24 protein-coding genes are annotated in these 23,563 nt (G+C 63.9%); 7 read left to right on the top strand and 17 right to left on the bottom strand.

Annotated features, from left to right (window positions below; translation table 11 throughout):
- Nucleotides 1-16: 16 nt before the first annotated feature.
- Nucleotides 17-778, bottom strand: coding sequence for a 30S ribosomal protein S2 (gene rpsB / locus ECTPHS_RS08275; RefSeq protein ID WP_008932274.1), 762 nt, complete (start codon nt 776-778; stop codon nt 17-19).
- 251 nt (nt 779-1,029) lie between these two features.
- On the opposite strand from rpsB, the gene map reads away from it, so the two are divergent.
- The 4 genes from map to dapD all read left to right on the top strand — a co-directional run bounded on the left by map (nt 1,030) and on the right by dapD (nt 6,667).
- Nucleotides 1,030-1,803, top strand: a complete 774-nt coding sequence (map, locus tag ECTPHS_RS08270; protein ID WP_008932273.1) for a type I methionyl aminopeptidase — start codon at nt 1,030-1,032, stop codon at nt 1,801-1,803.
- Nucleotides 1,804-1,813: 10 nt separating this feature from the next.
- Complete coding sequence (gene glnD / locus ECTPHS_RS08265) at nt 1,814-4,510, top strand: [protein-PII] uridylyltransferase (protein WP_008932272.1); 2,697 nt, start codon at nt 1,814-1,816, stop codon at nt 4,508-4,510.
- A 79-nt stretch (nt 4,511-4,589) separates the two neighbouring features.
- Nucleotides 4,590-5,786 (top strand): succinyldiaminopimelate transaminase, encoded by a 1,197-nt coding sequence (gene dapC, locus ECTPHS_RS08260; RefSeq protein WP_008932271.1) that lies wholly within the window; start codon nt 4,590-4,592, stop codon nt 5,784-5,786.
- A 59-nt stretch (nt 5,787-5,845) separates the two neighbouring features.
- Nucleotides 5,846-6,667 (top strand): 2,3,4,5-tetrahydropyridine-2,6-dicarboxylate N-succinyltransferase, encoded by an 822-nt coding sequence (gene dapD / locus ECTPHS_RS08255; RefSeq protein WP_008932270.1) that lies wholly within the window; start codon nt 5,846-5,848, stop codon nt 6,665-6,667.
- Between the two features lie 7 nt (nt 6,668-6,674).
- Here dapD and ECTPHS_RS14785 read toward each other — a convergent pair whose 3' ends face one another.
- The 4 genes from ECTPHS_RS14785 to cysM are packed head-to-tail and all read right to left on the bottom strand — an operon-like array spanning nt 6,675 to nt 9,890.
- Complete coding sequence (locus ECTPHS_RS14785) at nt 6,675-6,824, bottom strand: hypothetical protein (protein ID WP_008932269.1); 150 nt, start codon at nt 6,822-6,824, stop codon at nt 6,675-6,677.
- 20 nt (nt 6,825-6,844) lie between these two features.
- On the bottom strand, nt 6,845-8,179 hold the full coding sequence (gene rlmD, locus ECTPHS_RS08250) for a 23S rRNA (uracil(1939)-C(5))-methyltransferase RlmD (protein WP_008932268.1): 1,335 nt from the start codon (nt 8,177-8,179) through the stop codon (nt 6,845-6,847).
- Nucleotides 8,180-8,196: 17 nt separating this feature from the next.
- Nucleotides 8,197-9,003: a 3'-5' exonuclease gene (locus ECTPHS_RS08245; protein WP_246828344.1), complete on the bottom strand. Its 807-nt coding sequence runs from the start codon at nt 9,001-9,003 to the stop codon at nt 8,197-8,199.
- Nucleotides 9,000-9,890, bottom strand: a complete 891-nt coding sequence (cysM, locus tag ECTPHS_RS08240; RefSeq protein WP_008932266.1) for a cysteine synthase CysM — start codon at nt 9,888-9,890, stop codon at nt 9,000-9,002. The genes ECTPHS_RS08245 and cysM overlap by 4 nt, the downstream gene beginning before the upstream one ends.
- 120 nt (nt 9,891-10,010) lie before the next feature.
- Here cysM and ECTPHS_RS08235 point away from each other — a divergent pair, with 120 nt between their 5' ends.
- Nucleotides 10,011-10,913 carry an ABC transporter substrate-binding protein gene (locus tag ECTPHS_RS08235; RefSeq protein WP_141565306.1) on the top strand — a complete coding sequence of 301 codons (903 nt, stop codon included), beginning with the start codon at nt 10,011-10,013 and terminating at the stop codon, nt 10,911-10,913.
- Nucleotides 10,910-13,660: an ATP-binding protein gene (locus ECTPHS_RS08230; protein WP_083838810.1), complete on the top strand. Its 2,751-nt coding sequence runs from the start codon at nt 10,910-10,912 to the stop codon at nt 13,658-13,660. Before ECTPHS_RS08235 ends, ECTPHS_RS08230 begins: the two co-directional genes overlap by 4 nt.
- Here ECTPHS_RS08230 and acpS read toward each other — a convergent pair.
- From acpS to lepA, 8 genes are all read right to left on the bottom strand, one after another.
- Nucleotides 13,647-14,027 (bottom strand): holo-ACP synthase, encoded by a 381-nt coding sequence (gene acpS / locus ECTPHS_RS08225; RefSeq protein ID WP_008932263.1) that lies wholly within the window; start codon nt 14,025-14,027, stop codon nt 13,647-13,649. The genes ECTPHS_RS08230 and acpS overlap by 14 nt on opposite strands.
- Nucleotides 14,018-14,767, bottom strand: coding sequence for a pyridoxine 5'-phosphate synthase (gene pdxJ / locus ECTPHS_RS08220; protein WP_008932262.1), 750 nt, complete (start codon nt 14,765-14,767; stop codon nt 14,018-14,020). The genes acpS and pdxJ overlap by 10 nt, the downstream gene beginning before the upstream one ends.
- The gene (gene recO / locus ECTPHS_RS08215; protein WP_008932261.1) at nt 14,764-15,468 is read right to left on the bottom strand and encodes a DNA repair protein RecO; all 705 of its coding nucleotides are present in this window, start codon (nt 15,466-15,468) and stop codon (nt 14,764-14,766) included. Before recO ends, pdxJ begins: the two co-directional genes overlap by 4 nt.
- Complete coding sequence (era, locus tag ECTPHS_RS08210; protein ID WP_040405569.1) at nt 15,465-16,373, bottom strand: GTPase Era; 909 nt, start codon at nt 16,371-16,373, stop codon at nt 15,465-15,467. Before era ends, recO begins: the two co-directional genes overlap by 4 nt.
- 13 nt (nt 16,374-16,386) lie before the next feature.
- Complete coding sequence (gene rnc, locus ECTPHS_RS08205) at nt 16,387-17,076, bottom strand: ribonuclease III (RefSeq protein ID WP_008932259.1); 690 nt, start codon at nt 17,074-17,076, stop codon at nt 16,387-16,389.
- Between the two features lie 3 nt (nt 17,077-17,079).
- Nucleotides 17,080-17,451, bottom strand: coding sequence for a DUF4845 domain-containing protein (locus ECTPHS_RS08200; RefSeq protein WP_008932258.1), 372 nt, complete (start codon nt 17,449-17,451; stop codon nt 17,080-17,082).
- A gap of 124 nt (nt 17,452-17,575) precedes the next feature.
- Complete coding sequence (gene lepB / locus ECTPHS_RS08195) at nt 17,576-18,373, bottom strand: signal peptidase I (RefSeq protein ID WP_008932257.1); 798 nt, start codon at nt 18,371-18,373, stop codon at nt 17,576-17,578.
- Nucleotides 18,374-18,425: 52 nt separating this feature from the next.
- A complete protein-coding gene (gene lepA / locus ECTPHS_RS08190) occupies nt 18,426-20,249 on the bottom strand; it encodes a translation elongation factor 4 (protein ID WP_008932256.1) in 1,824 nt (607 codons plus the stop codon).
- A gap of 196 nt (nt 20,250-20,445) precedes the next feature.
- Between lepA and ECTPHS_RS08185 the strand changes: the two genes are divergently transcribed.
- On the top strand, nt 20,446-20,952 hold the full coding sequence (locus tag ECTPHS_RS08185) for a hypothetical protein (protein ID WP_008932255.1): 507 nt from the start codon (nt 20,446-20,448) through the stop codon (nt 20,950-20,952).
- 4 nt (nt 20,953-20,956) lie between these two features.
- Here the strand turns inward: ECTPHS_RS08185 and ECTPHS_RS08180 are convergent, their stop codons facing one another.
- The 4 genes from ECTPHS_RS08180 to ECTPHS_RS08165 form a co-directional block, all read right to left on the bottom strand.
- Nucleotides 20,957-21,199 carry a glutaredoxin family protein gene (locus ECTPHS_RS08180; protein ID WP_008932254.1) on the bottom strand — a complete coding sequence of 81 codons (243 nt, stop codon included), beginning with the start codon at nt 21,197-21,199 and terminating at the stop codon, nt 20,957-20,959.
- Nucleotides 21,196-22,647: a DegQ family serine endoprotease gene (locus ECTPHS_RS08175; RefSeq protein WP_040405567.1), complete on the bottom strand. Its 1,452-nt coding sequence runs from the start codon at nt 22,645-22,647 to the stop codon at nt 21,196-21,198. Before ECTPHS_RS08175 ends, ECTPHS_RS08180 begins: the two co-directional genes overlap by 4 nt.
- Nucleotides 22,648-22,707: 60 nt before the next feature.
- A complete protein-coding gene (locus ECTPHS_RS08170; protein ID WP_008932252.1) occupies nt 22,708-23,184 on the bottom strand; it encodes a SoxR reducing system RseC family protein in 477 nt (158 codons plus the stop codon).
- The coding region (locus tag ECTPHS_RS08165) for a MucB/RseB C-terminal domain-containing protein (RefSeq protein ID WP_008932251.1) at nt 23,181-23,563 on the bottom strand (383 nt) is incomplete at its 5' end. The genes ECTPHS_RS08165 and ECTPHS_RS08170, both read right to left, overlap by 4 nt.

Genomic DNA, 23,563 nt, shown 5'->3' with positions numbered 1-23,563 from the left:
CGGCCCCGGCAGCGTGTTACTTGTCGCCGGCTTCGGCGGCGGGCTGTGCAGCCGCCTCTTCCACCTCGACGAACTCGCTGGAAGCAGTGGTGCGGGCCACGTTGAGACCGTCGCACACGGCGTCGGCCGCGGCGGCGAGATAGAGCTGAATGGCGCGCATGGCGTCATCGTTGCCGGGAATGACGTAATCGACGCCCTCGGGGGAGTTGTTGCTGTCCACCACGGCAACTACGGGGATACCCAGCTTGCGGGCTTCACTGATGGCGATGCGCTCATAGCCCACGTCGATCACGAACATGGCATCGGGCAGACCGGGCATATCCTTGATGCCGCCCAGGCTGCGCTCTAGCTTTTCCATCTCGCGGGTGCGCATCAGGGCTTCCTTCTTGCTCAGGCGGTTCAGGGTGCCGTCTTCCTTCATGGTCTCCAGTTCCTTGAGACGACGGATGGATTCGCGCACGGTCTTGAAGTTGGTCAGCATGCCGCCGAGCCAGCGGTGGTTGACGTAGGGCATCTTGCAGCGCTGGGCGTGTTCGGCCACCAGATCACGGGCGGACCGCTTGGTGCCCACGAACATGATCTTGCCACCATTGGCGGACATCTTGCCCAGGTAGTTCATGGCATCGTTGAAAAGGGGGACGGTCTTTTCAAGGTTGATAATGTGAATCTTGTTGCGATGCCCGAAGATATACTGGTCCATCTTGGGGTTCCAGTAACGGGTCTGGTGACCGAAATGGACACCGGCTTCGAGCATTTGACGCATGGTCACGTTAGGCATGACGAGAGGTTCTCCTCGGGTTGGGCCTCCATGCGCCCCGAACAGCAACCCCTTTCGGGGCACCCCGCTGCACGTGCCGGCGCATGTGTGGATTTGGAACAATGAAGTGGATGAAGTACGCACCCGCAGTTGGGTTTGCATGGAACGCGGGCGCTTTATACCATAAACAGTCTTTCACAACAAACGCATGGCGCGGTCCGCCGGACCCCATCGGCGCCGGCCAAGGCGCCCTACCCCGGACCCTCCCCAGCATGCCCGTCACCATCAAGACCCCGGAAGAAATCGAGAAAATGCGCCTGGCCGGCCGCTGTGCCGCCGAGGTGCTGGAAATGATCGTCCCCTATGTGCAGGCGGGCATCACCACCGACGAACTGGACCGGCTCTGCCACGACCATATCACCCGGGTGCAGGGCGCCATACCGGCCCCCCTGAACTATCGAGGATTCCCCCGGTCCATCTGTACATCCATCAACCACCAGGTCTGCCACGGTATCCCCGGCGACCGCCGCCTCAAGGACGGTGACATCCTCAATGTCGATATCACCGTGATCCGGGACGGCTATCACGGCGACACCAGCCGCATGTTCATCATCGGCAAGCCCTCCGTGCAGGCCCAACGGGTGGTGGACGTGGCCCATGAAGCCCTGTGGCGCGGCATCGACATGGTGGCCCCCGGTGTCCGCCTGGGCGACATCGGTCACGCCATTCAGACCTACGTGGAAAAAGAACGCTTCAGCGTGGTGCGTGAGTACTGCGGCCACGGCATCGGCCGGGAGTTTCATGAAGACCCTCAGGTCCTGCACTTCGGACGCCCGGGGGAAGGCGTGGAACTCAGACCCGGCATGACCTTCACTATCGAGCCCATGGTCAACGCAGGTAAGCGTCATACCCGCCTGCTGGCCGATGGCTGGACCGTGGTCACCAAGGACCACAGCCTGTCCGCCCAGTGGGAGCATACCCTCCTCGTCACCGAGGACGGCCATGAAGTCCTCACCCTGCGCAAGGACGAGACCCCGCCTTGTTGAGCCTGCCCGCATGCGTCTCCTGACCCCGCTGCCCGACCCCATTGCTCACCGCCTGGAGTGGGAGGCGTCGTACCAGGACCTTCGCCCCGTGCAACCGCCGGACCGACTGCAGTATGCGTCTCTCGTTACCCGGGTACGCAAGGATCTGGAAACGGCCTTCATCGACGGGGTGGACGTCACCGATCTTGTCCAGGCCCGGGCCGCCGCCATGGATCGCCTGCTGGTGGCGGCCTGGGAGGCCCTGTCGCTCCACCACCAGGCCGGACTGGGCCTGGTGGCCGTGGGCGGCTATGGCCGCGGGGAACTGCATCCCGGTTCGGACATCGACATCCTGGTGCTCTTCGATACCCCCCTGAACCGGGAGCAGGAGGAACGAATCGGGCAGTTCCTCACCTTTCTCTGGGACATCGGCCTTGAGGTCGGGCACAGTGTGCGCACCCTGGATGACTGCACCCGGGAGGCCGCGCGGGACATCACCGTCGCCACCAACCTGCTGGAATCTCGCCCCCTGCTGACGCCGACCGGCCAGTTCGAGGCCCTGAGGGAGCGAATCGCCCCTGAGCGCATGTGGAACAGCCGCGAATTCTTCGCCGCCAAGCTGGCGGAACAGGAGGCCCGGCACCAGCGTTTCGGTGAAACCGCCTATCGCCTGGAGCCGAATCTCAAGGAAGGCCCCGGCGGCCTCAGGGACATCCAGATGATCGGCTGGGTGACCCAACGCCATTTCGGCGCCAGCGCCCTGGATGAACTGGTATCCCACGGCTTTCTGACCGACGCGGAGTGCCACGACCTGGTGGCCGGACAGAACTATCTGTGGCGGGTACGTTTTGCCCTGCACATGCTCAGCGGTCGCAAGGAAGACCGGCTGTTGTTCGATTATCAGCGCCGCCTTGCCAATCTGCTGGGCTTCACCGACCAGGATCATAATCTGGCCGTGGAGCAGTTCATGCAGCAGTATTTCCGTGCCGTGATGGTGCTTGAGTGCCTGAATGAAATGCTGCTGCAGCACTTCAGCGAAGCCATTCTTCTGGAAGATCACAGTGACGAGGTGGTACCCATCAACCGCCGCTTCCAGGCCCGACGGGGTTTTCTGGAGATCACCCATCCCCAGGTCTTCCGGCAGTACCCCCCGGCCCTGCTGGAGACCTTCCTGCTGCTGCAGCAACATCCGGAACTGAAAGGCATTCGGGCCTCCACCATCCGCGAGATCCGTGCCCAGCGACACCTGATCGATGATGAATTCCGCCAGAATCTCGCCTGTCGCACCCTGTTCATGGAGATCCTGCGTCAACCCCACGGGGTCACCCGGCAGCTACGGCGAATGAACCGTTACGGAGTTCTGGCCGCCTATCTGCCGGCCTTCGGCATGATCGTGGGCCGGATGCAGTACGATCTGTTCCACATCTACACCGTGGATGAGCACATCCTGGGTGTGATTCGCAATCTCAGGCGCTTCGCCGCGCCCGAGCACGAGAGCGACCTGCCCGAATGTGCGCGGCTGTTCCGCCAGATCCCCAAGCCGGAGCTGCTCTATCTGGCCGGGCTGTTTCATGACATCGCCAAGGGGCGCGATGGTGATCATTCCGAACTGGGCGCCGACGAGGCGCGAAACTTCTGCCTGCATCATGGCCTGGCGGTCCATGACGCCAATCTGGTGGCCTGGCTGGTGAAGGCCCATCTGCTCATGTCCCTGACTGCGCAGCGGCGCGACATCTCCGATCCAGGGGTGGTCATGGAGTTTGCCGCCCAGGTGGGCAACAGCATGCGCCTGACTCATCTCTATCTGCTGACCGTGGCGGACATCCAGGGCACCAATCCACAGCTCTGGAATTCCTGGAAAAGCTCGCTGATCTCCAGCCTCCATGCCTCTACCCAGCGCATGCTGCGCCGCGGCCTGGACAATCCGCCGGACCAGGACGAACTGGTGGGCGAGGTACAGACCCATGCCCTGGAACTGCTCCAGGCACAGGGTATGGCGGCCTCCGACTGCCTGCGGATCTGGGGCCATTTCGACGCGGAATACTTCCTGCGCCATTCCGCCGACGAGATCGCCTGGCACACCCGCGCCATCCATGAGGTGGATGAAGCGGACCTGCCGCTGGTCCTGGTGCGCCAGGAAACCGCCCGTGGCAGCACCGAGATCTTCCTCTACACCCGGGATCACCCCCATCTCTTTGCCTTGACCGCCACCGCCCTGACCCAGCTGGGACTGGACATCGTGGATGCCAGAATCATCACCACGCGCACCGATCGCACCCTGGATACCTTCCTGGTACTGGAAGACACCGGTCAGCCCATCGCCAGTGCCGAGCGGGTCCAGGAAATCGGCCGACTGCTCCGGGAAAGACTCAACGATCCGGACAAGCGCCCCGGGGTCATCCGGCGCACCACCCCGCGCCGGCTCAAGCATTTCGACGTGGCCACCCAGGTGAGCTTCGATCCCCTGCCCCACCACAACCGCACGGTACTGTCCATTTCCACGGCTGACCGGCCGGGACTGCTGTCACGGATCGGCATCGTGCTGATGGACTGCGGGGTCAAGGTCTACAATGCCAAGATCGCCACCGCCGGCGAGCAGGCCGATGACGTATTCTACGTCACCGAACTGAATGACCAGCCCATCCAGGACCCGGAACGACGGCAGCTGATCACGGATCGCCTGCGGGAGGCGCTGCAGGACCCCGCCACCAGCCCGCAGACCCCATGAGGACCGGCGGATCGGCCGGGACACGCCGTTATGGCGTATACTGTCGCGCCGTTCAACCGACCACCGACGACACGGCACGATGAATCCCGATCTGGATCGACTGCAACCCTATCCTTTCCAGAAGCTGGCCGCCCTCAAGCAGGGGGCGACGCCTCCGGCCGCACTCGGACACATCGCCCTGTCCATCGGCGAACCCCGACACGCCGCGCCCGCCGTGGCCCGGGAGGCCCTCATCGCCCATCTGGACGGCCTGTCGGGCTACCCCCTCACCCGGGGTTCGGATGCCCTGCGCGAGGCCATCGCCGGATGGGCCGGCCGACGCTTCGGCCTGCCCGAGGGCCTGTTGGACCCCCAGCACCATATCCTGCCCGTGAGCGGCACCCGGGAAGCCCTGTTCGCCCTGGCCCAGTGCGTGGTGGACCGCAGCCGGCAATCGGCGGAAGTCTTCATGCCCAATCCGTTCTACCAGATCTACGAAGGGGCCGCCCTGCTGGCCGATGCCAGACCCCGCTTCATGGACCTGTTGCCGGAGCACGGCTTCCTCCCGGACCTGGATGCCGTCACGCCGGCACAGTGGGACCGCTGCCAGCTCCTGTATCTGTGCAGCCCGGGCAATCCCAGCGGTAGCGTGATGCCGGAAGATTACCTGGTGCGGGTGCTGGAACTGGCCCATCGCCATGACTTCATCATCGCCGCGGACGAGTGCTATTCCGAGATCTATTTCAACGACCAGCCACCACCGCCGGGCCTGCTCGGGGTCGCGGCCCGACACCAGGGCGACTTCAACCGGGTGGTGGTCTTCCACAGCCTGTCCAAGCGCTCCAACCTGCCGGGCCTGCGTTCCGGCTTCGTGGCCGGCGATGCACGGGTCATGACGGCCTTCCATCAATACCGGACCTACCACGGCTGCAGCATGGCGCCCCCGGTACAGGCGGCCAGCATCGCGGCCTGGAATGACGAAACCCACGTGGAGGAAAACCGGGATCTCTACGGCCGCAAGTTCGACGCTGTCCTTGAAATCCTGAGTGATGTCCTGCCCGTGAGGCGGCCCGACGCGGGGTTCTATCTGTGGCCGGAAGTCCCCATGGATGACGAGCGCTTCGCCCGCGAACTCTTTGCCCGCTGGAACATCACCGTCCTGCCCGGCAGCTACCTGTCCCGGGACACCGCCGCCGGCAACCCCGGCCGCAACCGGGTGCGCATGGCCCTGGTGGCTTCCCTGGCGGAATGCGTGGAAGCCGCCCAGCGCATCCGGGCGTTCCTGACGGATCACTGAATCAGCCGATCCCCGGCTATCCTCCTCCTTGTTACCTTCATCATCACCGGAGTATTTCCATGACCGATATCCAGACCCTCATCGAAGACGCCTTTGAAAGACGCGTCGAAATCAACCCGCGCAATGCTGACACCCGCCTCAAGGATGCGGTGATGGAAGCCATCGACATGCTGGACCGGGGCACCGCCCGGGTGGCGGAAAAGCGTGATGGCCAGTGGGTGGTGAACGAGTGGCTCAAGAAGGCCGTGCTGCTGTCGTTCCGCATCAACGACAACCAGCTCATGAAGGGCGGCTTCACCCACTATTACGACAAGGTGGACGCCAAGTGGGCCGACAGCAATTCCCGGGAACTGCGCGAGAGCGGCGTGCGCATCGTGCCGCCCGCCACCGCCCGGCGCGGCGCCTACATCGCCCCCGGCGTGGTGCTGATGCCCTCCTACGTGAACATCGGCGCCTATGTGGATGCCGGCACCATGGTGGACACCTGGGCCACCGTGGGTTCCTGTGCCCAGATCGGCAAGAACGTGCACCTCTCCGGGGGCGTGGGCATCGGCGGCGTGCTCGAACCCCTGCAGGCCTCTCCCACCATCATCGAGGACAACTGCTTCATCGGCGCCCGCTCCGAAGTGGTGGAAGGGGTGATCGTGGAGGAAGGCTCGGTGATCTCCATGGGGGTCTACATCGGTCAGAGCACCCGCATCTATGACCGGGAGAAGGACGAAGTGACCTACGGCCGCATCCCCGCCGGCTCGGTGGTGGTATCCGGCAACCTGCCGTCCAAGGACGGCAAGTACAGCCTCTACTGCGCCGTGATCGTGAAGCGGGTGGATGAAAAAACCCGTTCCAAGGTGGGTATCAACGAACTGTTGCGGGATCTCTGACCCCGCTTCAGGTGCGGTCCGGGGGCGGGGATTCCCGCGCCCGCCGCCGCGCCGCCAGGGCGCGGCGCACCGACAGGATCTGCCATCCGCACAGGCCCAGCAGCACGGCGGCGGTCAGCAGTCCCTTGCCCAGGACCAGGGTGGTGGTGTCGATCATGACGGCACTGCCTCGCAGGTTCAGGCCCGGACGAACAGTGCCATGGACTCCACGTGGGCCGTATGGGGAAACATGTCCATGACACCGGCGGCGACCAGACGATACCCGTGCCGGTGGACCAGTTCCCCCGCATCCCGCGCCAGAGTGGCCGGATTGCAGGACACATAGACCATGCGCTCGGCCCCCAGACGGGCCAGCGACGCCAGCACCTCCCGGGCCCCGGAACGGGGCGGATCCAGCAGCACCCGGTCCACCGGACCCGACAGCCAGGGGGCGTTGCCAGGATCGGCGGCCAGATCGGCGGTATGGTAGCGGGTATTGTCGATGCTGTTTTCGACCGCATTGCGGCGCGCCCGTTCCACCATGGCCGCATCCCCTTCCACGCCGATGACTTCCCGCGCCATCCCCGCCAGGGGCAGGGTGAAATTGCCCAGACCGCAGAACAGATCCAGTACCCGGTGTTCCGGCGCCACCTCCAGCAGGGACAAGGCCCGCGGCACCATGGCCCGATTGATGGGGGTGTTCACCTGGAAAAAGTCCACCGGGGCGAACGGTACCCGGGTGCCGTACCCGGGATGACCATAGGTCAGCACCGGTGGGGAGGTCGGCCACAGGGGGATGATGGTCTCTGGACCACCGGGCTGCAGCCAGATCTGCAACCCGGTTTCCTGCCCGAAACCGGTCAGGATTGCCTGATCCGCGGCATCGAGCGGGTCCAGATTGCGAAACACCAGGGCCACCTGGTCGGCGTCATCCACTGCCACCTCGATCTGGGGAATACGGTCCCGGGCACGTAGCCGGCCCATCAGCTCCCGCAGCACCATGATCCGCTGCCCCACCGCCGGATGCAGCACCTCGCAGGTGGTCAGGGCCGCCAGGTAGGGGCTGCCCTTTTCCCGGAATCCCACCAGCACGCCCCCCTTTTTGGGCACATGCTTCACCCCCAGCCGGGCCTTGCGGCGATAGCCCCAGACCGGGCCAGTGATGGGTGCCAGGATCTCATCCGGGGCCACGTCACCGATGTGCCGCAGATCATCCAGCAGGACCTGCTGCTTGGCCCGCACCTGGGCCGCCGGGTCCATGTGCTGCAGGGCACAGCCGCCGCACAGGCCGAAATGGGGGCAACGGGGCTCGACCCGGTCCGGCGAGGCCTCCAGCACCGTCTCCACCCGACCCTCGTCATAGCGCCGATGCTGCTTGTGATAGCGGAAGGTGACGGTTTCCCCGGGCAGGGCGCCATCGATGAAGACGGTCTTGCCCTCGATGCGGGCAACGCCCCGTCCTTCGTGGGTGATGGCGTCAATACGGGTCTGGACTGCCTCCTGGGGCAGCCGGGATCGGCGTCGGGAACTCATGGATGTGATCGATCGATTCAGGTGGAGGAAGCGGAGGCACCCTGCCAGGCTGCCAGAAATTCATGCAGATGAGGCTGGGACGCGGCGGCCAGCATCTCGGCCAGGCGGGTCTGTTCGCGGGCCAGTCCTTCAGGACTCAGACGACCGCGCAGATGCTCGAAACGCAGATAGACCAGATAGGTATTGAGGACGTCGGTTTCGCAGTAATGGCGGATGCCCTGGATGTTACCGGCCAGCCAGGCATCCCAGACATCGGCGCCGCTCATGCCCATCTTGCCGGGAAAGCCCAGCAGGGAAGCCACCTCGTCCAGAGGGGCATTGGCGCGCATCTGAAAACCCGCCAGCACGTCCATCAGGTCCAGGTGACGCCAGTGGTAGCGGGAGAGATAGTTGTTGTAGCGGAAATTGCGGTCGTCATCGCCGGTATCCCAGTAGCGCGGGGCCGACACCCCATGCAGCAGACTGCGGTAGTGAAGCACCGGCAGATCGAAGCCACCGCCGTTCCAGGTCACCAGGGTGGGTGCATAGCGCTCGATACCCTCGAAAAAGCGCCGCACCAGCTCGGCCTCGTCGGACTCCGGTCCCCCCAGGGACCAGACCCGGAGCTGATCCCGGGTAGCCAGTACCACCGAGATGGCCACCACCCGATGCAGGTGATGCGCGAGGAATTCACTGCCGGTCTTCTGGAGCCGGAGCTGGAACATGGCCTTGGCGGCCTCCGCGTCTCCCAGCCCGTCCAGGCCCAGGAGCCGGCGACCACCCGCCACATCGGGAATGGTCTCGATATCGAAGACCATCACCGGTTCTGACAATGCCACGCTCATGCGGGATAGACCCCGGTGGAGATGTAGCGATCCCCCCGGTCGCAGATGATGGCCACGATCACCGCGTTCTCGAGTTCGGCCGACAGGCGCAGGGCGGCGGCCACGGCACCCCCGGAGGAGACGCCCGCGAAGATGCCCTCCTCCGCGGCCAGGCGACGCATGGTATCTTCCGCCTCGCCCTGACTCACGTCCATGACCGTATCCACCCGCTCGGGCTCATAGATCCTGGGCAGATACGCCTCGGGCCAGCGCCGGATACCGGGAATGGCGGCCCCCTCCGCCGGCTGCACGCCGACGATATTCACTCCGGGGTTCTGCTCCTTGAGGTAACGGGAAACCCCCATGATGGTGCCGGTGGTACCCATGGCGCTGACGAAGTGGGTGACGCCGCCCTCGGTATCGCGCCAGATCTCGGGTCCGGTGGTTTCATAGTGGGCCAGGGGATTGTCCGGATTGGCAAACTGATCCAGCACCCGCCCCTTGCCCTCGGCCTGCATCTGCTGGGCGAGGTCGCGGGCGCCTTCCATGCCCTCCTCCTTGCTGACCAGGACGATCCGGGCGCCGAAGGCCTTCATGGCGGCCCGCCGTTCCGCACTCATGTTGGCCGGCATGATGAGGATCATGGGATAACCCTTGATGGCGGCCGCCATGGCCAGGGCAATGCCCGTATTGCCACTGGTGGCCTCGATCAGGGTATCGCCGGGACGAATATCACCTCGGGCCTCGGCACGTTGTATCATGTGCAGGGCCGGGCGATCCTTGACGGAGCCGGCGGGGTTATTCCCCTCCAGCTTGGCCAGAATGGTATTGGAGGTCTGCCCTGGCAGACGTTGCAGACGGATCAGGGGCGTATTGCCCACAAAGGATTCCAGGGTTGGATGATTCATGCAGACACAACCTCAAGAGACGGACCCTATTATAAACACGCTGTCCCCGCAGTTAGAAACACGACAACGTGATTCTCAGGCCCCGATGGCGACCACACCCGCCTTGATTCCGCCGCACCCATGACAAGGACTGTACCATTCCATGCATTGCTGATGATGGCCCTGCTGATCGGGTCGCTGACGTGGGCACCTCGCACCCAGGCCACGGAAATCTTCCAGGCAACCCCCCCGCGCATTCTGTTCGTGGCCAGTCAGGAAAGCGACATCCACCAGCGCGCTTACGAACCCCTGCGGCGCGGCCTGGCCCATCCCTCCCCCCTGTTCATAGCGGTCTCCTCACCGGACGCCGAACCATGGATGCGTCATTTTGACTGTGCACAGTGCCTGATCATTACCTCGGGCACCTCCGCCCTGCAGACGGTGATCGACATCACCCGGCAGGCGCGGGTCCTGAGCATCGTGATTCCGATGGAAAATCATGAACGCCTGATCCGTACCGCCAGTGATCCGACGCGATTCGCGGCCCTGTTCATGGACATTCCCCTGGAACACCGAATGCGCATCGCCAGCCGGCACGTCCCGGCATTCCGACGGTTCGGCATGGTGACAAGCCAAACCCGCTCCGGCTCGCCGAGCGAAGGACAGCCGTCGAACCTGCGCCTGTTCCCCAAGGCGCCCCATCAGGATCTTTTGGAAGTTTTCGTTCAGGCCGCCCGGCAATCCGATGCAATACTCACGCTGCCGGATCGTGAGATCTACAATTCCAGAACCATCGTCAGCATCATGATGACGACCTACCGACTGGGAACCCCCCTGATCGGTCATTCCGAGGCACTGCACCGCGCCGGCGCCCTGATCTCCATCTATGCCGATCCTGAAATGCTCGGCGAGGAGGCACTGACGCTGCTGCGGACCTGGAACGGTGAAGACTGGCAGACACTGCGGCGCCTCACCGAACGGTATCAGGTCTCCATCAATCATCAGGTGGCCCGCTCCCTGCGCATCACGGTGGAGACGCCATGATGCAATGGCGCCTCCGCCACCGCGTACTGGCCCTGTCATTGTTGCCCACCCTGCTGGTGGCCGTGCTGCTGACCACCTACTGGGGTAGCGTCAAGGTACTGGAGCTGGAAGGTCAGATTCAGGAACGCGGCGAAACCCTGGTGGCATTCCTCGGACCGGCGGCGGAATACGGTATCATTTCGGGCAACCAGGCCTACCTCACCGCCATTACTGCCAAGGCCCGGATACAACCCGACGTCATGGGCATCTTCATCCAGGACCACCAGGGTAACCGGATCTATGAATATCATGCTCCCAACACAACCGCCGATATCTCACCCTGGAAATATCACATGGCGACACGGCTGTTTCCCGAGAGCATCCACGATTTCCGGCAAGACATCCTGCTGAGCGCCCTGGAACTGCAGGATCTGCCGTTGCCGGAGGAGACCTCCCCGCAGTTTCAGGATCCTCGCCTGATCGGCAGCGTGGAGATCCGCCTGAGCGGCCTGCCCACCAGTCTGCAGCAGTTCCAGTGGATGCTGCAGAGCATCTTCCTGATCCTGCTGGTGGTGATCGGCATATTGATCGTCATTCCCCGCTGGAGCCTGTCCCTGTCCCGCCCGCTGGAAAAGGTAGCCGCCACCGTGGCCCGGATTCAGCAGGGGGACCTGGCGGCCCGTAGTCGCGCCCGGGTGGGCGGCGAAATCGGCGTGCTACAAAGGGGCATCAACAGCATGGCGGAAAGCATCGAACGCTCCCATCGCTTGATGACGGAACGCATCAATGCCGCCACCATCAGTCTGCAGGACAAGCTGACCCTCATCGACGAGCAGAACCAGGCACTCATTCAGGCCCGGGAACAGGCCGAACTCATCAACCAGCGCAAGACCCGATTCCTGGCCAGCATCAGTCACGAACTGCGAACCCCCCTGAGCGCCATCAAGGGCTATTCCGAACTGCTCTGCCAGCACGGCAATCTGGATGAACAGGAACGTCACTGGATCGATATCATCGAAGATGCCAGTCGGGACAGCCTGAAACTGGTCAATGACCTGCTGGACATCGCCCGCATCAAGGCGGGTACCGTGGCCATCCACCATACCCGTTTCGACCTCAGGCAAACGGTGCAGGAAGTCATCAGCCTCTGTCGCAAGGGTTCGGGTCGACAGAATGTGGACATCACGCTCCTGATGCACCCGGCCACCCCCGGCTGGATCAACAGCGACCCGCTGCGCATCAAGCAACTGCTGACCAATGTCCTGACCAATGCCGTCAAGTTCACCAGCAACAGCCACGTCATCCTGCGGGTCGGCCCCCATCCGGATGAAGCGGGCATCCTATCCCTGTCGGTGGAGGATTTCGGACCGGGCATCGAAAAGGAGTATCTGGACCAGATCTTCGAGCCGTTCTATCAGATCCGGCGGGAAGAGAATGCCCTTCAGGTCGGCTCCGGCCTGGGGCTGAGCATTGCCCGCGGCCTGGTGAGCCTGCTCAAGGGGGAACTGGTGGTGGAAAGCGAACCGGGTGAAGGCTGCATCTTCCATCTGCACCTCCCGATCCTCTCCGGGACGGCCCAGGCGATCGAAGGCATGGACGGCGAGGCACCGGAACGGATCGTGCTGCTCACCGATGACGCCGAAGTGCGCTTCATTGCCCAGAGCTGCATGAACAGTCTGAGATTGGCATCCACGAGCGTGATGCGTGGCTCGGCCTTTCTCAAGGGGCTGGAAGGGACGCGGGGCACTGTCGGCCTGATCTGGCTGCGCCAGCCCTATCCGGAACTGATCGATACCCTGCTGCGCCACCAACATCTGGCGCGGCGGGTGATCATGACAGCATTCGTCACCATTCCCGAGACTCAACTCCAGCAACTCAGGCGCCAGGGGGTTCTGCTGATTCCGCCTTACCTCAGTCTGGACATGCTCCACGACCACCTGAAGCGGCGCCTGCGAGCCGGCCCGGAGACGGATATGGAGACGGAGATGGAGACGGCGGAAACCACACCCACCGGACAGTCGCAGCGGGATCTTTCCTGGCTTCGCGTCCTGGTGGCCGATGACAATGCCACCAATCGACGACTGCTATGTGAGTTCGTAAGCAAATGCGGTGCCTATGTGGAAGAAGCAGAAAACGGAGAACATGCCGTGTACCGCTATCAGACCGTCCGACATGACCTGGTCCTGATGGACATGCACATGCCGGTCATGGATGGGGTCACGGCCCTCAAGGAAATTCGCCGGGAAGATCCCGGCGCCAGAATCATCGCCGTCACCGCCGATGCCAGACCGTCCGTGCACAAAAGCCTCATGGCCGACGGCTTTGACCACATCCTGACCAAGCCGGCCACCCTGGACGACGTGATCAAGTGCCTGACCCGATTCCCCCGTGATCTGCAACAACGCCAGACGCCGTCCCCCCATGACAACGAAGAAAAGCTCCATGATCCGGAGCGCGCCCTGCGCATGGCCGGTGGTTCAGCCGAACTGGCCCATGAACTGATCACCCTGCTGGTCAGGGATCTTAAACGGGCACGAGGACAACTCAGCGACGGCAGTCTGAAACTACAGGTACTGCTCAAGCTGGCCCACCAACTCAAGGGCGCTTCTCGCTACTGTGCCACCCCCAGATTGGAAACCGCGGCCAGCGCCCTGGAAACCGCCCTGCGTGATGGGCAGGAAACCGCCATTCCCAGACTGCGACTGGCGCTGCTCAAGGAAGTGGAAGATTTGCTCGCGATGGAGGCGGATATCCTCAGCCCGCCATGACCACGAAGGCCAGGGCGTACTCCCGCTCGTCGGACAGGCTGATCTGGATATCCCTCACTCCCAGCCCCGTCGCGGTGAGCGCGGCGGGGCCGGACAGCACCAGCAAGGGACGCCCGCGCTCATCATGATCCACTCGGGCGTCCTTGAAGCGCATGTGGGCGCCGATTCCGACCCCCAGAGCCTTCGAGGCGGCTTCCTTGGCGGCAAAACGCCGCGCCAGGAAGGCGGCCGGCTGGGCGGCGGCCTGGAAACCGGCATATTCAGCGGGGTGCAGGATGCGCCGGGCCAGGCGATCACCATGGCGCTCCAGCATCGCCGTCATGCGCACGATGCTGGTGATGTCGGTACCGATGCCGATCAAACGCATGCACGCCCCACGTCCATGGCCGTCCGCATCTGCACCACCGCCTCGCGGATGCCGCAGAACAGGGCCCGGGCGATGATGGCATGGCCGATATTGAGTTCATGCAACTGGGGGATGGCGGCGATGGCGCCCACATTGTCGTAGTCAAGACCGTGACCGGCATTGACCGTCAGACCGATCGACTGCCCATGGGCGGCCGCCCGGCGGATCCGCGCAAGCAGTGCTGCCCGGCCGGCCGGATCCGTCGCCGACGCATAGGCGCCGGTATGCAACTCCACCACCGGAGCGCCGATGCGCGCGGCCGCATCCAGATGGGCCGGCTCCGGCTCCACGAACAGCGACACCTCGATGCCCGCCTCGACCAGACCCGCGCAGTAATCCCGCAGACGCGCCTCGTGGGTCAGCACGTCCAGCCCGCCCTCCGTGGTCAGCTCCTGCCGGCGCTCGGGCACCAGGCAACAGGCCCGGGGACGCACCTCCAGGGCGATGGCATGCATCTCCTCGGTGGCGGCCATCTCCAGATTCATGGCGGTCCTGATCACGCCGCGCAGACCGCGTACATCCGCGTCCTGGATATGGCGCCGGTCCTCGCGCAGGTGCAGGGTGATGATATCGGCGCCGGCATCCTCGATCAGGCCCACCGCCTGGGCCAGGTCCGGATAGACGGTGTGGCGCTGCTGGCGGATGGTGGCGATGTGATCGATGTTGACACCCAGGCGCAGGGGTGAGGGAACTGAATTCATGATGAAACATCCGGTCGCCCGCGGGCGAAGAGTTGACGTGACAGAATGGGTTTGCCATCCAGATGATGATCCAGCAACCCGCGCAGCAGCCGCTTGGCCTGGATCCGATGGGCGGGCCTATCCAGACGGTCGGTGAGCAGGGCAGCCAGGGCCTCCCCCTGGATGGTCCGGGGAGATGAAGGCGTGTCGTGGGGATCGGCCTCACGAACCCCCGACAGGGGGTCGACCCGGTAGAGTCGCCGTGGTTCCAGATCCTTGACCACCACGAACTCCAGACCCTCTCCCAACAGGTTGAGCAGGGCCAGTTCATAGCGCCGCAGCGCCGGCTCCAGGGCCAGGCCGGGATCGCCCAGCGCGGACAGGGTCCCGGCATAGACGGCAAGAAATTCCGGTTGCGGAATTTGCCGAGGCAGCAACCTCACCGCCAGTTCATTGATATACAGACCGCAGACGGCCCGATTGCCGCCCAGGGACACACCACCCAGCTCTTCCCAGCCCGTCAGGGTGCGCAACTCACCTCGGCCGCGCCAGGTCACTTCCAGCGACGCGAACAGCGGTGGCCGACGGCCCCGATCCCGCACACCGCGCAGGACGGCCCCCATGCGCCCCTCCGCGGCCGTCAGCAATTCCAGCAACAGACTGGACTCCCGGTACGGGCGGGCATGCAGTACGAAGGCGATAGTGCCGGAGACCGTCGTCACGGCTCCACGTCGATCCCCATGCGGCGGATGCCGTCGATATCGCCCTGCCAGCCTTCCCGCAGCTTCACCCAGAGCTTGAGCATCACCTTGCGCTGGAGCAGGTCCTCCAGTTCATGCCGGGCGCCGGTGCCCACCGCCTTGATCATGCGACCGCCCTTGCCGACGACGATGGATTTCTGACTGTCCCGCTCCACCCAGATCACCGCCCCGATATGGATCGCGGTGCCGGTGTCCTCCCAGGTTTCCACGTCCACTGAGGTGGCATAGGGGACTTCCTGCCCCAGGCGTTCCAGCAACTGTTCCCGGATCACTTCCGCGACCCGGAACCGCTGACTGCGGTCCGTGATCTCGTCATCGGGGAACAGGTGCGGCCCTGCCGGCAAAAGGTCGATGAGGGTGGTCACCAAGGGGGCCACGTTCACCCCGCGCAGGGCGGACAGGGGCACCACGTCATGGAAATCCAGCTTGCCGCGCACCTGATCAATAAACGGCAACAGGATGTCCTTGTCCTTGAGCTTGTCCACCTTGTTGATCACCAGCACCACTGGGCGGCTGCCGGCGGCCAGCCAGCCGGCCAGCTGCTCGTCTCCCGCCTCCCAGCGACCGGCCTCGACCACGAACACCACCCCGTCCACATCATCCAGGGTGGCGCGGGCGGTACGGTTGAGGACCTTGCCCAACAGCTTGGGCGTGGACGGGTCTACCCCGGGGGTATCCACCAGCACCAGCTGATCCGCGCCGCGCGTGACCACGCCGCGAATGCGGTGTCGGGTAGTCTGGGGCTTGCGGCTGGCGGCCGCGATCTTCTCCCCCACCAGATGGTTGAGCAGGGTGGACTTGCCCACATTGGGACGACCGACAATGGCCACATAACCACAGCGGGAGGACATCTCTTCCGCTGTCATGGATTCGGATTCTTCAACCAAACTGCTGTTCCTCGGTATGGGTCAGGGCCGCAAGGGCCTTGACCGCGGCGGCCTGCTCGGCCCGGCGACGGCTGCTGCCCTCCCCGATCACCGAGATGTTGCGGGACTTGATGTGACAGGCCGCCTTGAAATGCTGGTCATGGGGCTTGCCGGTCACTTCCAGCACCTGGTAGCTGGGAATGTCCAGGTTCTTGCGCTGCAGCCACTCCTGCAGCCGGGTCTTGGGGTCCTTGAGGTCTTCCGCACTGGGCAGGGCGGCAAACCGCCGCCCGTACAGACGCAACACGAAGTCGCGGGTGGTAGCAAAGTCCGTGGCCAGGTAGACCGCGCCGATGACCGCCTCCAGGGCATCCGCCAGAATGGAATCCCGTCGGTGCCCCCCACTCTTTCGCTCCCCGTCGCCCAGGCTGAGCAGAGTGCCCATGCCCTGGTCGCGGGCGATCTGGGCCAGACTGTCCTGGTTGACCAGCGAGGCACGCAAACGGCTCAGTTCCCCTTCCGGGGCCTGCGGACGCAATGCAAACAGATGCGCCGCCACGATGAAGTTCAGGGCGCTGTCTCCCAGATACTCCAGCCGTTCGTTGTGACACTGGCTGGCGCTGCGGTGGGTCAGGGCCTGCCGGAGCAGATCCGATCCCTGCAGTGATGCCGGCAGCAATGCCTCCAGCCCCTTTGCCGCCATGCCTTACTCCGACAGGGTGAAGCTGCGATCAAAACTGACCACGGCATCCACGTTGGCAATCATGGGGGTGCGCACCTCATAGCTGACCCGCAGGCTGCGCGCTCCGCCCTGCTCGACGATGGTCACATCATCGCGGGTGACATGGGTCACGCCGTTGATCTGGAAGCGCCGATCCACTTCTCCCCAGAGCTGGCGGACGTTCTTGCCGGCGGCACCGGATTCCGCGGAGACATCCTTCATCACCGAAATCACCGTCATGTACTGGGTGTAGACCGGAAAGAGCCTCAGGCCCACGGTGCCGATCACCACCAGCAGACCGACGATGATCAGAAAACCGATCAGGCCGATCCCCGACTGCCTGTTGATGCGTTTCATGCGTAGATCCCCCTTGAAGCTACCTGAAAATACCCATTGTTCCGTCGCTCGCGCACAAGCGGGAGTCTAGAACTCCCAGTCCACGACTGGACTCCCGCTTGCGCGGGAATGACTCTGAGCACCACTAGCGGATGCGGGTACCCAGGCGACTGAAATCCATTTCCCTGGCGCCATGATCCCAGTGCATCCAGATGAACAGCGCCTTGCCCACCAGGTTTGCCTCGGGCACGAAACCCCAGAACCGACTGTCGTTGCTGTTGTCCCGGTTATCGCCCAGGGTGAAATAATGTCCGGCGGGGACGATGATCTCACCCTCCACCGAGGGCCGGTCCGGCCACAGCAGTACCTGATGGGAAACGCCGTTGATCCGCTCTTCCATCAAATGGGCTCCCGTCATTACCGCACCGGAACCACTGCCCTCATAACGGTCGACGAAGACCTGCTCCACCGGTACATCATTGATATAGAGCTGCTTGCCGTAAAATGCCACCCTGTCGCCGGGCAGACCCACGATGCGCTTGATATAGTCCTCCCGCGGATTCGCGGGATAGCGGAACACCGCCACATCCCCCCGTTCCGGCTGGCCCAGATCGATGACGCGGGTCCGCACCACCGGCAGCCGGATGCCGTAGCTGTACTTGCTCACCAGAATGAAGTCCCCCACCAGCAGGGTGGGCATCATGGAACCGGAAGGAATACGGAAGGGCTCGGCCACGAAGGCGCGCAGAACCAGCACGATCAGCAACACGGGGAAGAAGGAACGCGCATAGTCCACATACCAGGGCTCGGCCGGGCGCATGGCCTCGCCCACCGCGTCGGCCCGCGCCCTGCGGCGCCCGCGCCACCACACCACGTCCGCCAGCCAGATCAGGCCGGTCACCAGTGTCCCCAGCACCAGAATCAATTCCAGATCAAACGTCATGGGTCCTCCCCTGTCGGCACCCGAATCCCTTGTTCAAGCCAAATCCCACCGGTCAGTTCTTCTGATCCACCTGCAGCACCGCCAGGAAGGCCTCCTGAGGCACTTCCACCCGCCCGATCTGCTTCATCCGCTTCTTGCCCGCCTTCTGCTTTTCCAGCAGCTTGCGCTTGCGGCTGGCATCCCCGCCGTAGCACTTGGCGGTCACGTTCTTGCGCAACGCCTTGACCGAGGAGCGAGCGATGATCTTGGAACCGATGGCGGCCTGGATGGCCACCTCGAACATCTGTCGAGGTATCAGCTGCGCCATGCGCTCGGTCAGATCCCGCCCCCGGTACTGGGCCTGATCCCGGTGGGTAATCAGGGAGAGAGCATCCACCCGATCACCGTTGATGAGCACGTCCAGCTTCACCAGCGGGGCCAACTGGAAACGGGTCAGTACATAATCGAAGGAAGCATAGCCACGGCTTACAGATTTCAGACGATCGAAGAAATCCAGCACCACTTCGGACATGGGCATGTCGTAACCCAGGGAGATCTGGTTGCCCACGTACTGCATGCGGGTCTGCACCCCACGCTTCTCGATGCACAGGGTGATCACCGCGCCCACGTAGTCCTGGGGCACCAGGATGCTGGCGTTGATGATGGGCTCGCGAATCTCGGCAATGGTGTTCACCGGCGGCAACTCCGCCGGATTGTGGATGGACAGCACTTCGCCGGCGGTGGTTTCCACCTGGTAGATCACGGTGGGCGCGGTGGTGATCAGGTCCAGGTCGTATTCCCGCTCCAAACGCTCCTGGATGATCTCCATGTGCAGCATGCCCAGGAACCCGCAACGGAATCCGAACCCCAGGGCCTGGGAGGTTTCCGGCTCGTACTGCAGGGAGGCGTCGTTGAGCTTGAGCTTGTCCAGGGCCTCCCGCAGGCTGTTGTAGTCATCGGCGCTGACTGGGAAGATGCCGGCGAACACCCGCGGCTGGACTTCCTTGAAGCCCGGCAGGGGTTGGGCGGCGGGACGGTCGGCACCGGTGAGGGTATCGCCCACCTTGGCGCCGGTGATGTCCTTGATGGTGGCGATAACGAAGCCCACCTGCCCCACCCCCAACTCCTCCCGAGGGGTGGGCTTGGGAGTGAACACCCCCACCTGGTCCACCAGATGGGCGCGCCCGGTGGACATGGCAATGATCTTCTGCTTGGGCCGCAGGGTCCCTTGCATCACCCGCACCAGGGCTACCACGCCCAGATAGTTGTCGAACCAGGAGTCGATGATCAGGGCCTGCAGGGGGGCATCCGGATCCCCCTGGGGTGGCGGGATACGGGCTACCAGTGCCTCCAGCAGGTCGGGCACGCCGACACCGGTCTTGGCGCTGACATGGACGGCATCCCGGGCCTCGATGCCGATGATCTCCTCGATCTCGTGGGCCACCCGCTCCGGTTCCGCCGCCGGCAGGTCGATCTTGTTGAGCACCGGCACCACTTCCAGACCCTGATCGATGGCCGTATAGCAGTTGGCCACGCTCTGGGCCTCCACGCCCTGGGAGGCGTCCACTACCAGCAGGGCACCCTCGCAGGCGGAGAGGGACCGGGAGACTTCATAGGAAAAGTCCACGTGTCCGGGGGTATCGATGAAATTGAGCTGGTACTCCTGACCATCCCGGGCGGTATACATCAGCGACACGCTGTGGGCCTTGATAGTAATGCCGCGTTCCTTCTCCAGATCCATGGAGTCCAGCACCTGCTCGGACATCTCACGGTCTTCCAGTCCGCCGCAGACCTGAATGAAACGGTCCGCCAGGGTGGACTTGCCGTGGTCGATGTGGGCGATGATGGAGAAGTTTCTGATTCTGCTGATCTTGGAATCGCTGGATTGACTGCTCATGGGGCCTGCTCGGGATAGGGGGACCCTGACGCACATGGTCCGGCCATGTACCCACCGGGTTGATCAAGATTGGACTGCGCATTGTACAGACTCAACCGAGGCAGTAACAGCAACGGCCGTATCCCGGCGCGGCAGCCATTGCCTTGTGGCGCCACATGCGGTAAACCCGGCACTCACGGAATCACTGGAGAACTCGATGACAGCACAGCATCTCCCCCGGGCCCGGGAACTGGCGGAACAGGCGTTTGCACAGGACCGGGACGACATCCTCTGGCAACGCTGCCTGTTGATGGCGGATCAGGACGCGGACGCGGCCCGGGCGGCCTATCTGGACGAGGCCGCCGCCATGTTCGCGACCCGACTGGAGGCGGAAGCACAGGCCATGCGCCCTGACCCGGCCTGGAAAAACCCGATGCTCGGCGCCATCCTCCCGGCCCTGATCGCCCTGGTGATCAGTTTTTTGTTCACCCTGGCCCAGTATCCCTTCCCGTTCGTGGCCTGGTCGGTCCTGATGGGGATCTTCTTCGTGCCCTCGGCGGGCATCCTGGGCTATGTGGGGATCTTTGTCCTGCGCTATCGACTGGAGCCGGGCTTTCGCATCCTGAATCGGGAACGGACCGAGCGCATCGCGGTGATGGGCTTCATCGCCCTGGCCCTGGTGGGCGCCATCGGCACCTACAAGCTGGTTTACTGGCCTTACTGAGCCATCAGTCTCCGGCCAGCTCCAGCCGCAGACCCCGCTCATCCAGAAAATGGCAGCAAAGGATCTCCTCGCCGACGGCGAGAACCGGGATCTTGGCATGGAAACGCTGCCTTAGGGCGGGGTCTTCGTCGATATCCACTTCCCGGATCTCGAAACCCAACTCATCCCGCAGCGAGCACAGCTCATGGAGCATGCGCTCGCACAGGTGGCAGCCATCCCGATGATAGAGGGTGACCGCCGGTTTCATTCCGGCACATCCAGCGGCATCCAGATGGGCCCCTGCCCCCGCTGCACCAGCACCCGGGCGGAGCGTCCCGGCGGCAATGCTTCCACCACCTCTTGCATCTGTTCCAGGCTGAGGATGTCATGGCTGTTGATCATCAGGATCACGTCACCCCGACGAATGCCGGCACGCTGGGCCGGACCCGACTCCACCTCGGTGACCAGCACTCCCCCGGCGGCCAGCTCCAGACGCTCCCGCAACTCATCGGGAACGGTTTCCAGATGCATGCCGAAGGGCTTGAAGCGGGGCTGAGCCGGAGTCGGATCCTGGACACGAGACTGAGCCAGCTCGTCTTCTGAGGGCAGTTCGCCGATCACCACCTCAACGGTCATGGGCTTGCCGTCACGCAGGATCTCCACCCGGGCCGGTCTGTCGATGGGTGCCCGTCCAACGATGGGGGGCAGCGCCGAGGACCGAGGCACCTCGGTGCCGTTGAAACTGAGGATCACGTCGCCGGTACGCAGTCCGGCGGCCTGCGCCGGGCTGTCGGGCAGGACCCGCGCCACCAGTGCCCCGGTGGGGCGCTCCATGGAGAAGGAATCCGCCAGCTCCCGTGTCACCTCCTGGATGATCACCCCCAGCCAGCCACGGCTCACATACCCCTTGTCCCGCAGCTGGCCAACCACGTCCATGGCCACTTCGATGGGTATGGCAAAGGACAGCCCCATGAACCCGCCGGTACGGCTGTAGATCTGGGAATTGATTCCCACCACCTCGCCGTTCATGTTGAACAGCGGCCCCCCGGAATTACCCGGGTTGATGGCCACGTCGGTCTGGATGAAGGGCACATAGCTTTCACTGGGCAGGTTGCGTCCCTTGGCACTGACAATCCCCGCCGTCACCGAATGATCAAAACCGAAGGGCGAGCCGATGGCCAGCACCCACTCACCCACCCGCAGACTTTCGGAATCTCCCAGGGTCAGGGTCGGCAGATCCCGGGCCTCGATACGCAGCACTGCCACATCGGTACGCGGGTCGGAGCCGATCAATTCGGCAATGAAGGTCCGTCGATCGCTAAGCCGGACCTCGATCTCGTCCGCACCCTGAATGACATGATGGTTGGTGACCACGTAGCCGTCCGAAGAGATGATGAACCCGGACCCCAGAGAGGTACTGTCAAAGCCCCTCCTCGGTGGCGGTGCGCTACCGCCCCGCTCGCCGAAGAAGCGGCGCAGCAGGTCACCGAAAGGACCGTCCTCCGGCAGACCTTCGGGCAGCTGCAACGGGGGATGACCGCTGGGCAGCTCCATGGCCCGGGAAGTGCTGATATTGACCACCGCCGCGCTATTGGCTTCCACCAGGGGCACGAACTCGGGCAGCCCCCGGGCGTGAACGGGACTTGCGACCACCAGGCACAGGGACACAAGCAGGATCAGCAGAAAGGCATGCAGACGTTGACTTGTTGTCTTCATATCGGACTCGCGAATGTAAAGGGCCGCTTCCATGGCTGGTCGCGGTAAATGAAGATGTGCTCAGGGAGCCAGCACACCATGAATCCGGATCGCCGGTGGTCCGAGGCGACGGACCACCACCGGCTGATAACGGGGATCCCGGCGGATGCGGCGGGTGAACCCGCCGACAATACCCAATCCCGCCAGCAGGCCTGTCAGTCCGGCCGCCACCACCGGCAGCTCGCCGTGACCGGTCCAGAGCCATTGCCCCAGGGCGGCAAACACCAGCATGCAGAGCAAGGGCAGGATGTAGACGGCCAGCGAACCGCGCACCAGGGCAGATTCCTCCAGACCGATGATCACCTCATCACCCAGGCTGACCCCGACGGGATCAATGACCCGCACCTGGGTACGGCGCTGACCGAACAGCTTGGCAATCACACTGGTGCCGCACCCCTTCTGCACGGAACAGGTGCCGCAGGTGGTCTTGCGCTCGGTCTCCACCCAGGCAAAGCCGGCCTCGTCCACCGCGATCACGCGGGCAGTTTCTTCAATCACCGCGAACCCTCCCCTTCATGAAACACCGATTCAGCGATGAGCCGGACGGCTGCCTCGGGCACCTCCCCAAGGACCGTCACCTGATAGTCTCCCCAGGGCAGGACCACCGCATGCAGGCCGCCGGAGCGGGTCAGACCACGCATACGGTCTTCCGGACGATCCATACGCGTGACGAAGACGGACACCGTGGCCAGCCCGTCGCTCAGGATCATGTGCTGCACCGGATGGGGACTGGCGGCCATGAGCCGTCTGCTGACGCCGGTAACACGGAACCCCGGCGGCATCTCCCTCACCCGCCAGTGGAGATCCGGCTCCATGAAATGGGCACGCGCGGGCGGAATCTCCATGGGACGGGCCGTCATACCCTCTCCCTGCATCC

This window comes from Ectothiorhodospira sp. PHS-1 (assembly GCF_000225005.1).
Taxonomy (GTDB): domain Bacteria; phylum Pseudomonadota; class Gammaproteobacteria; order Ectothiorhodospirales; family Ectothiorhodospiraceae; genus Ectothiorhodospira.
The sequence above is the reverse complement of the archived record's forward strand: the minus strand, read 5'-3'. Positions and strand labels throughout refer to the sequence as shown.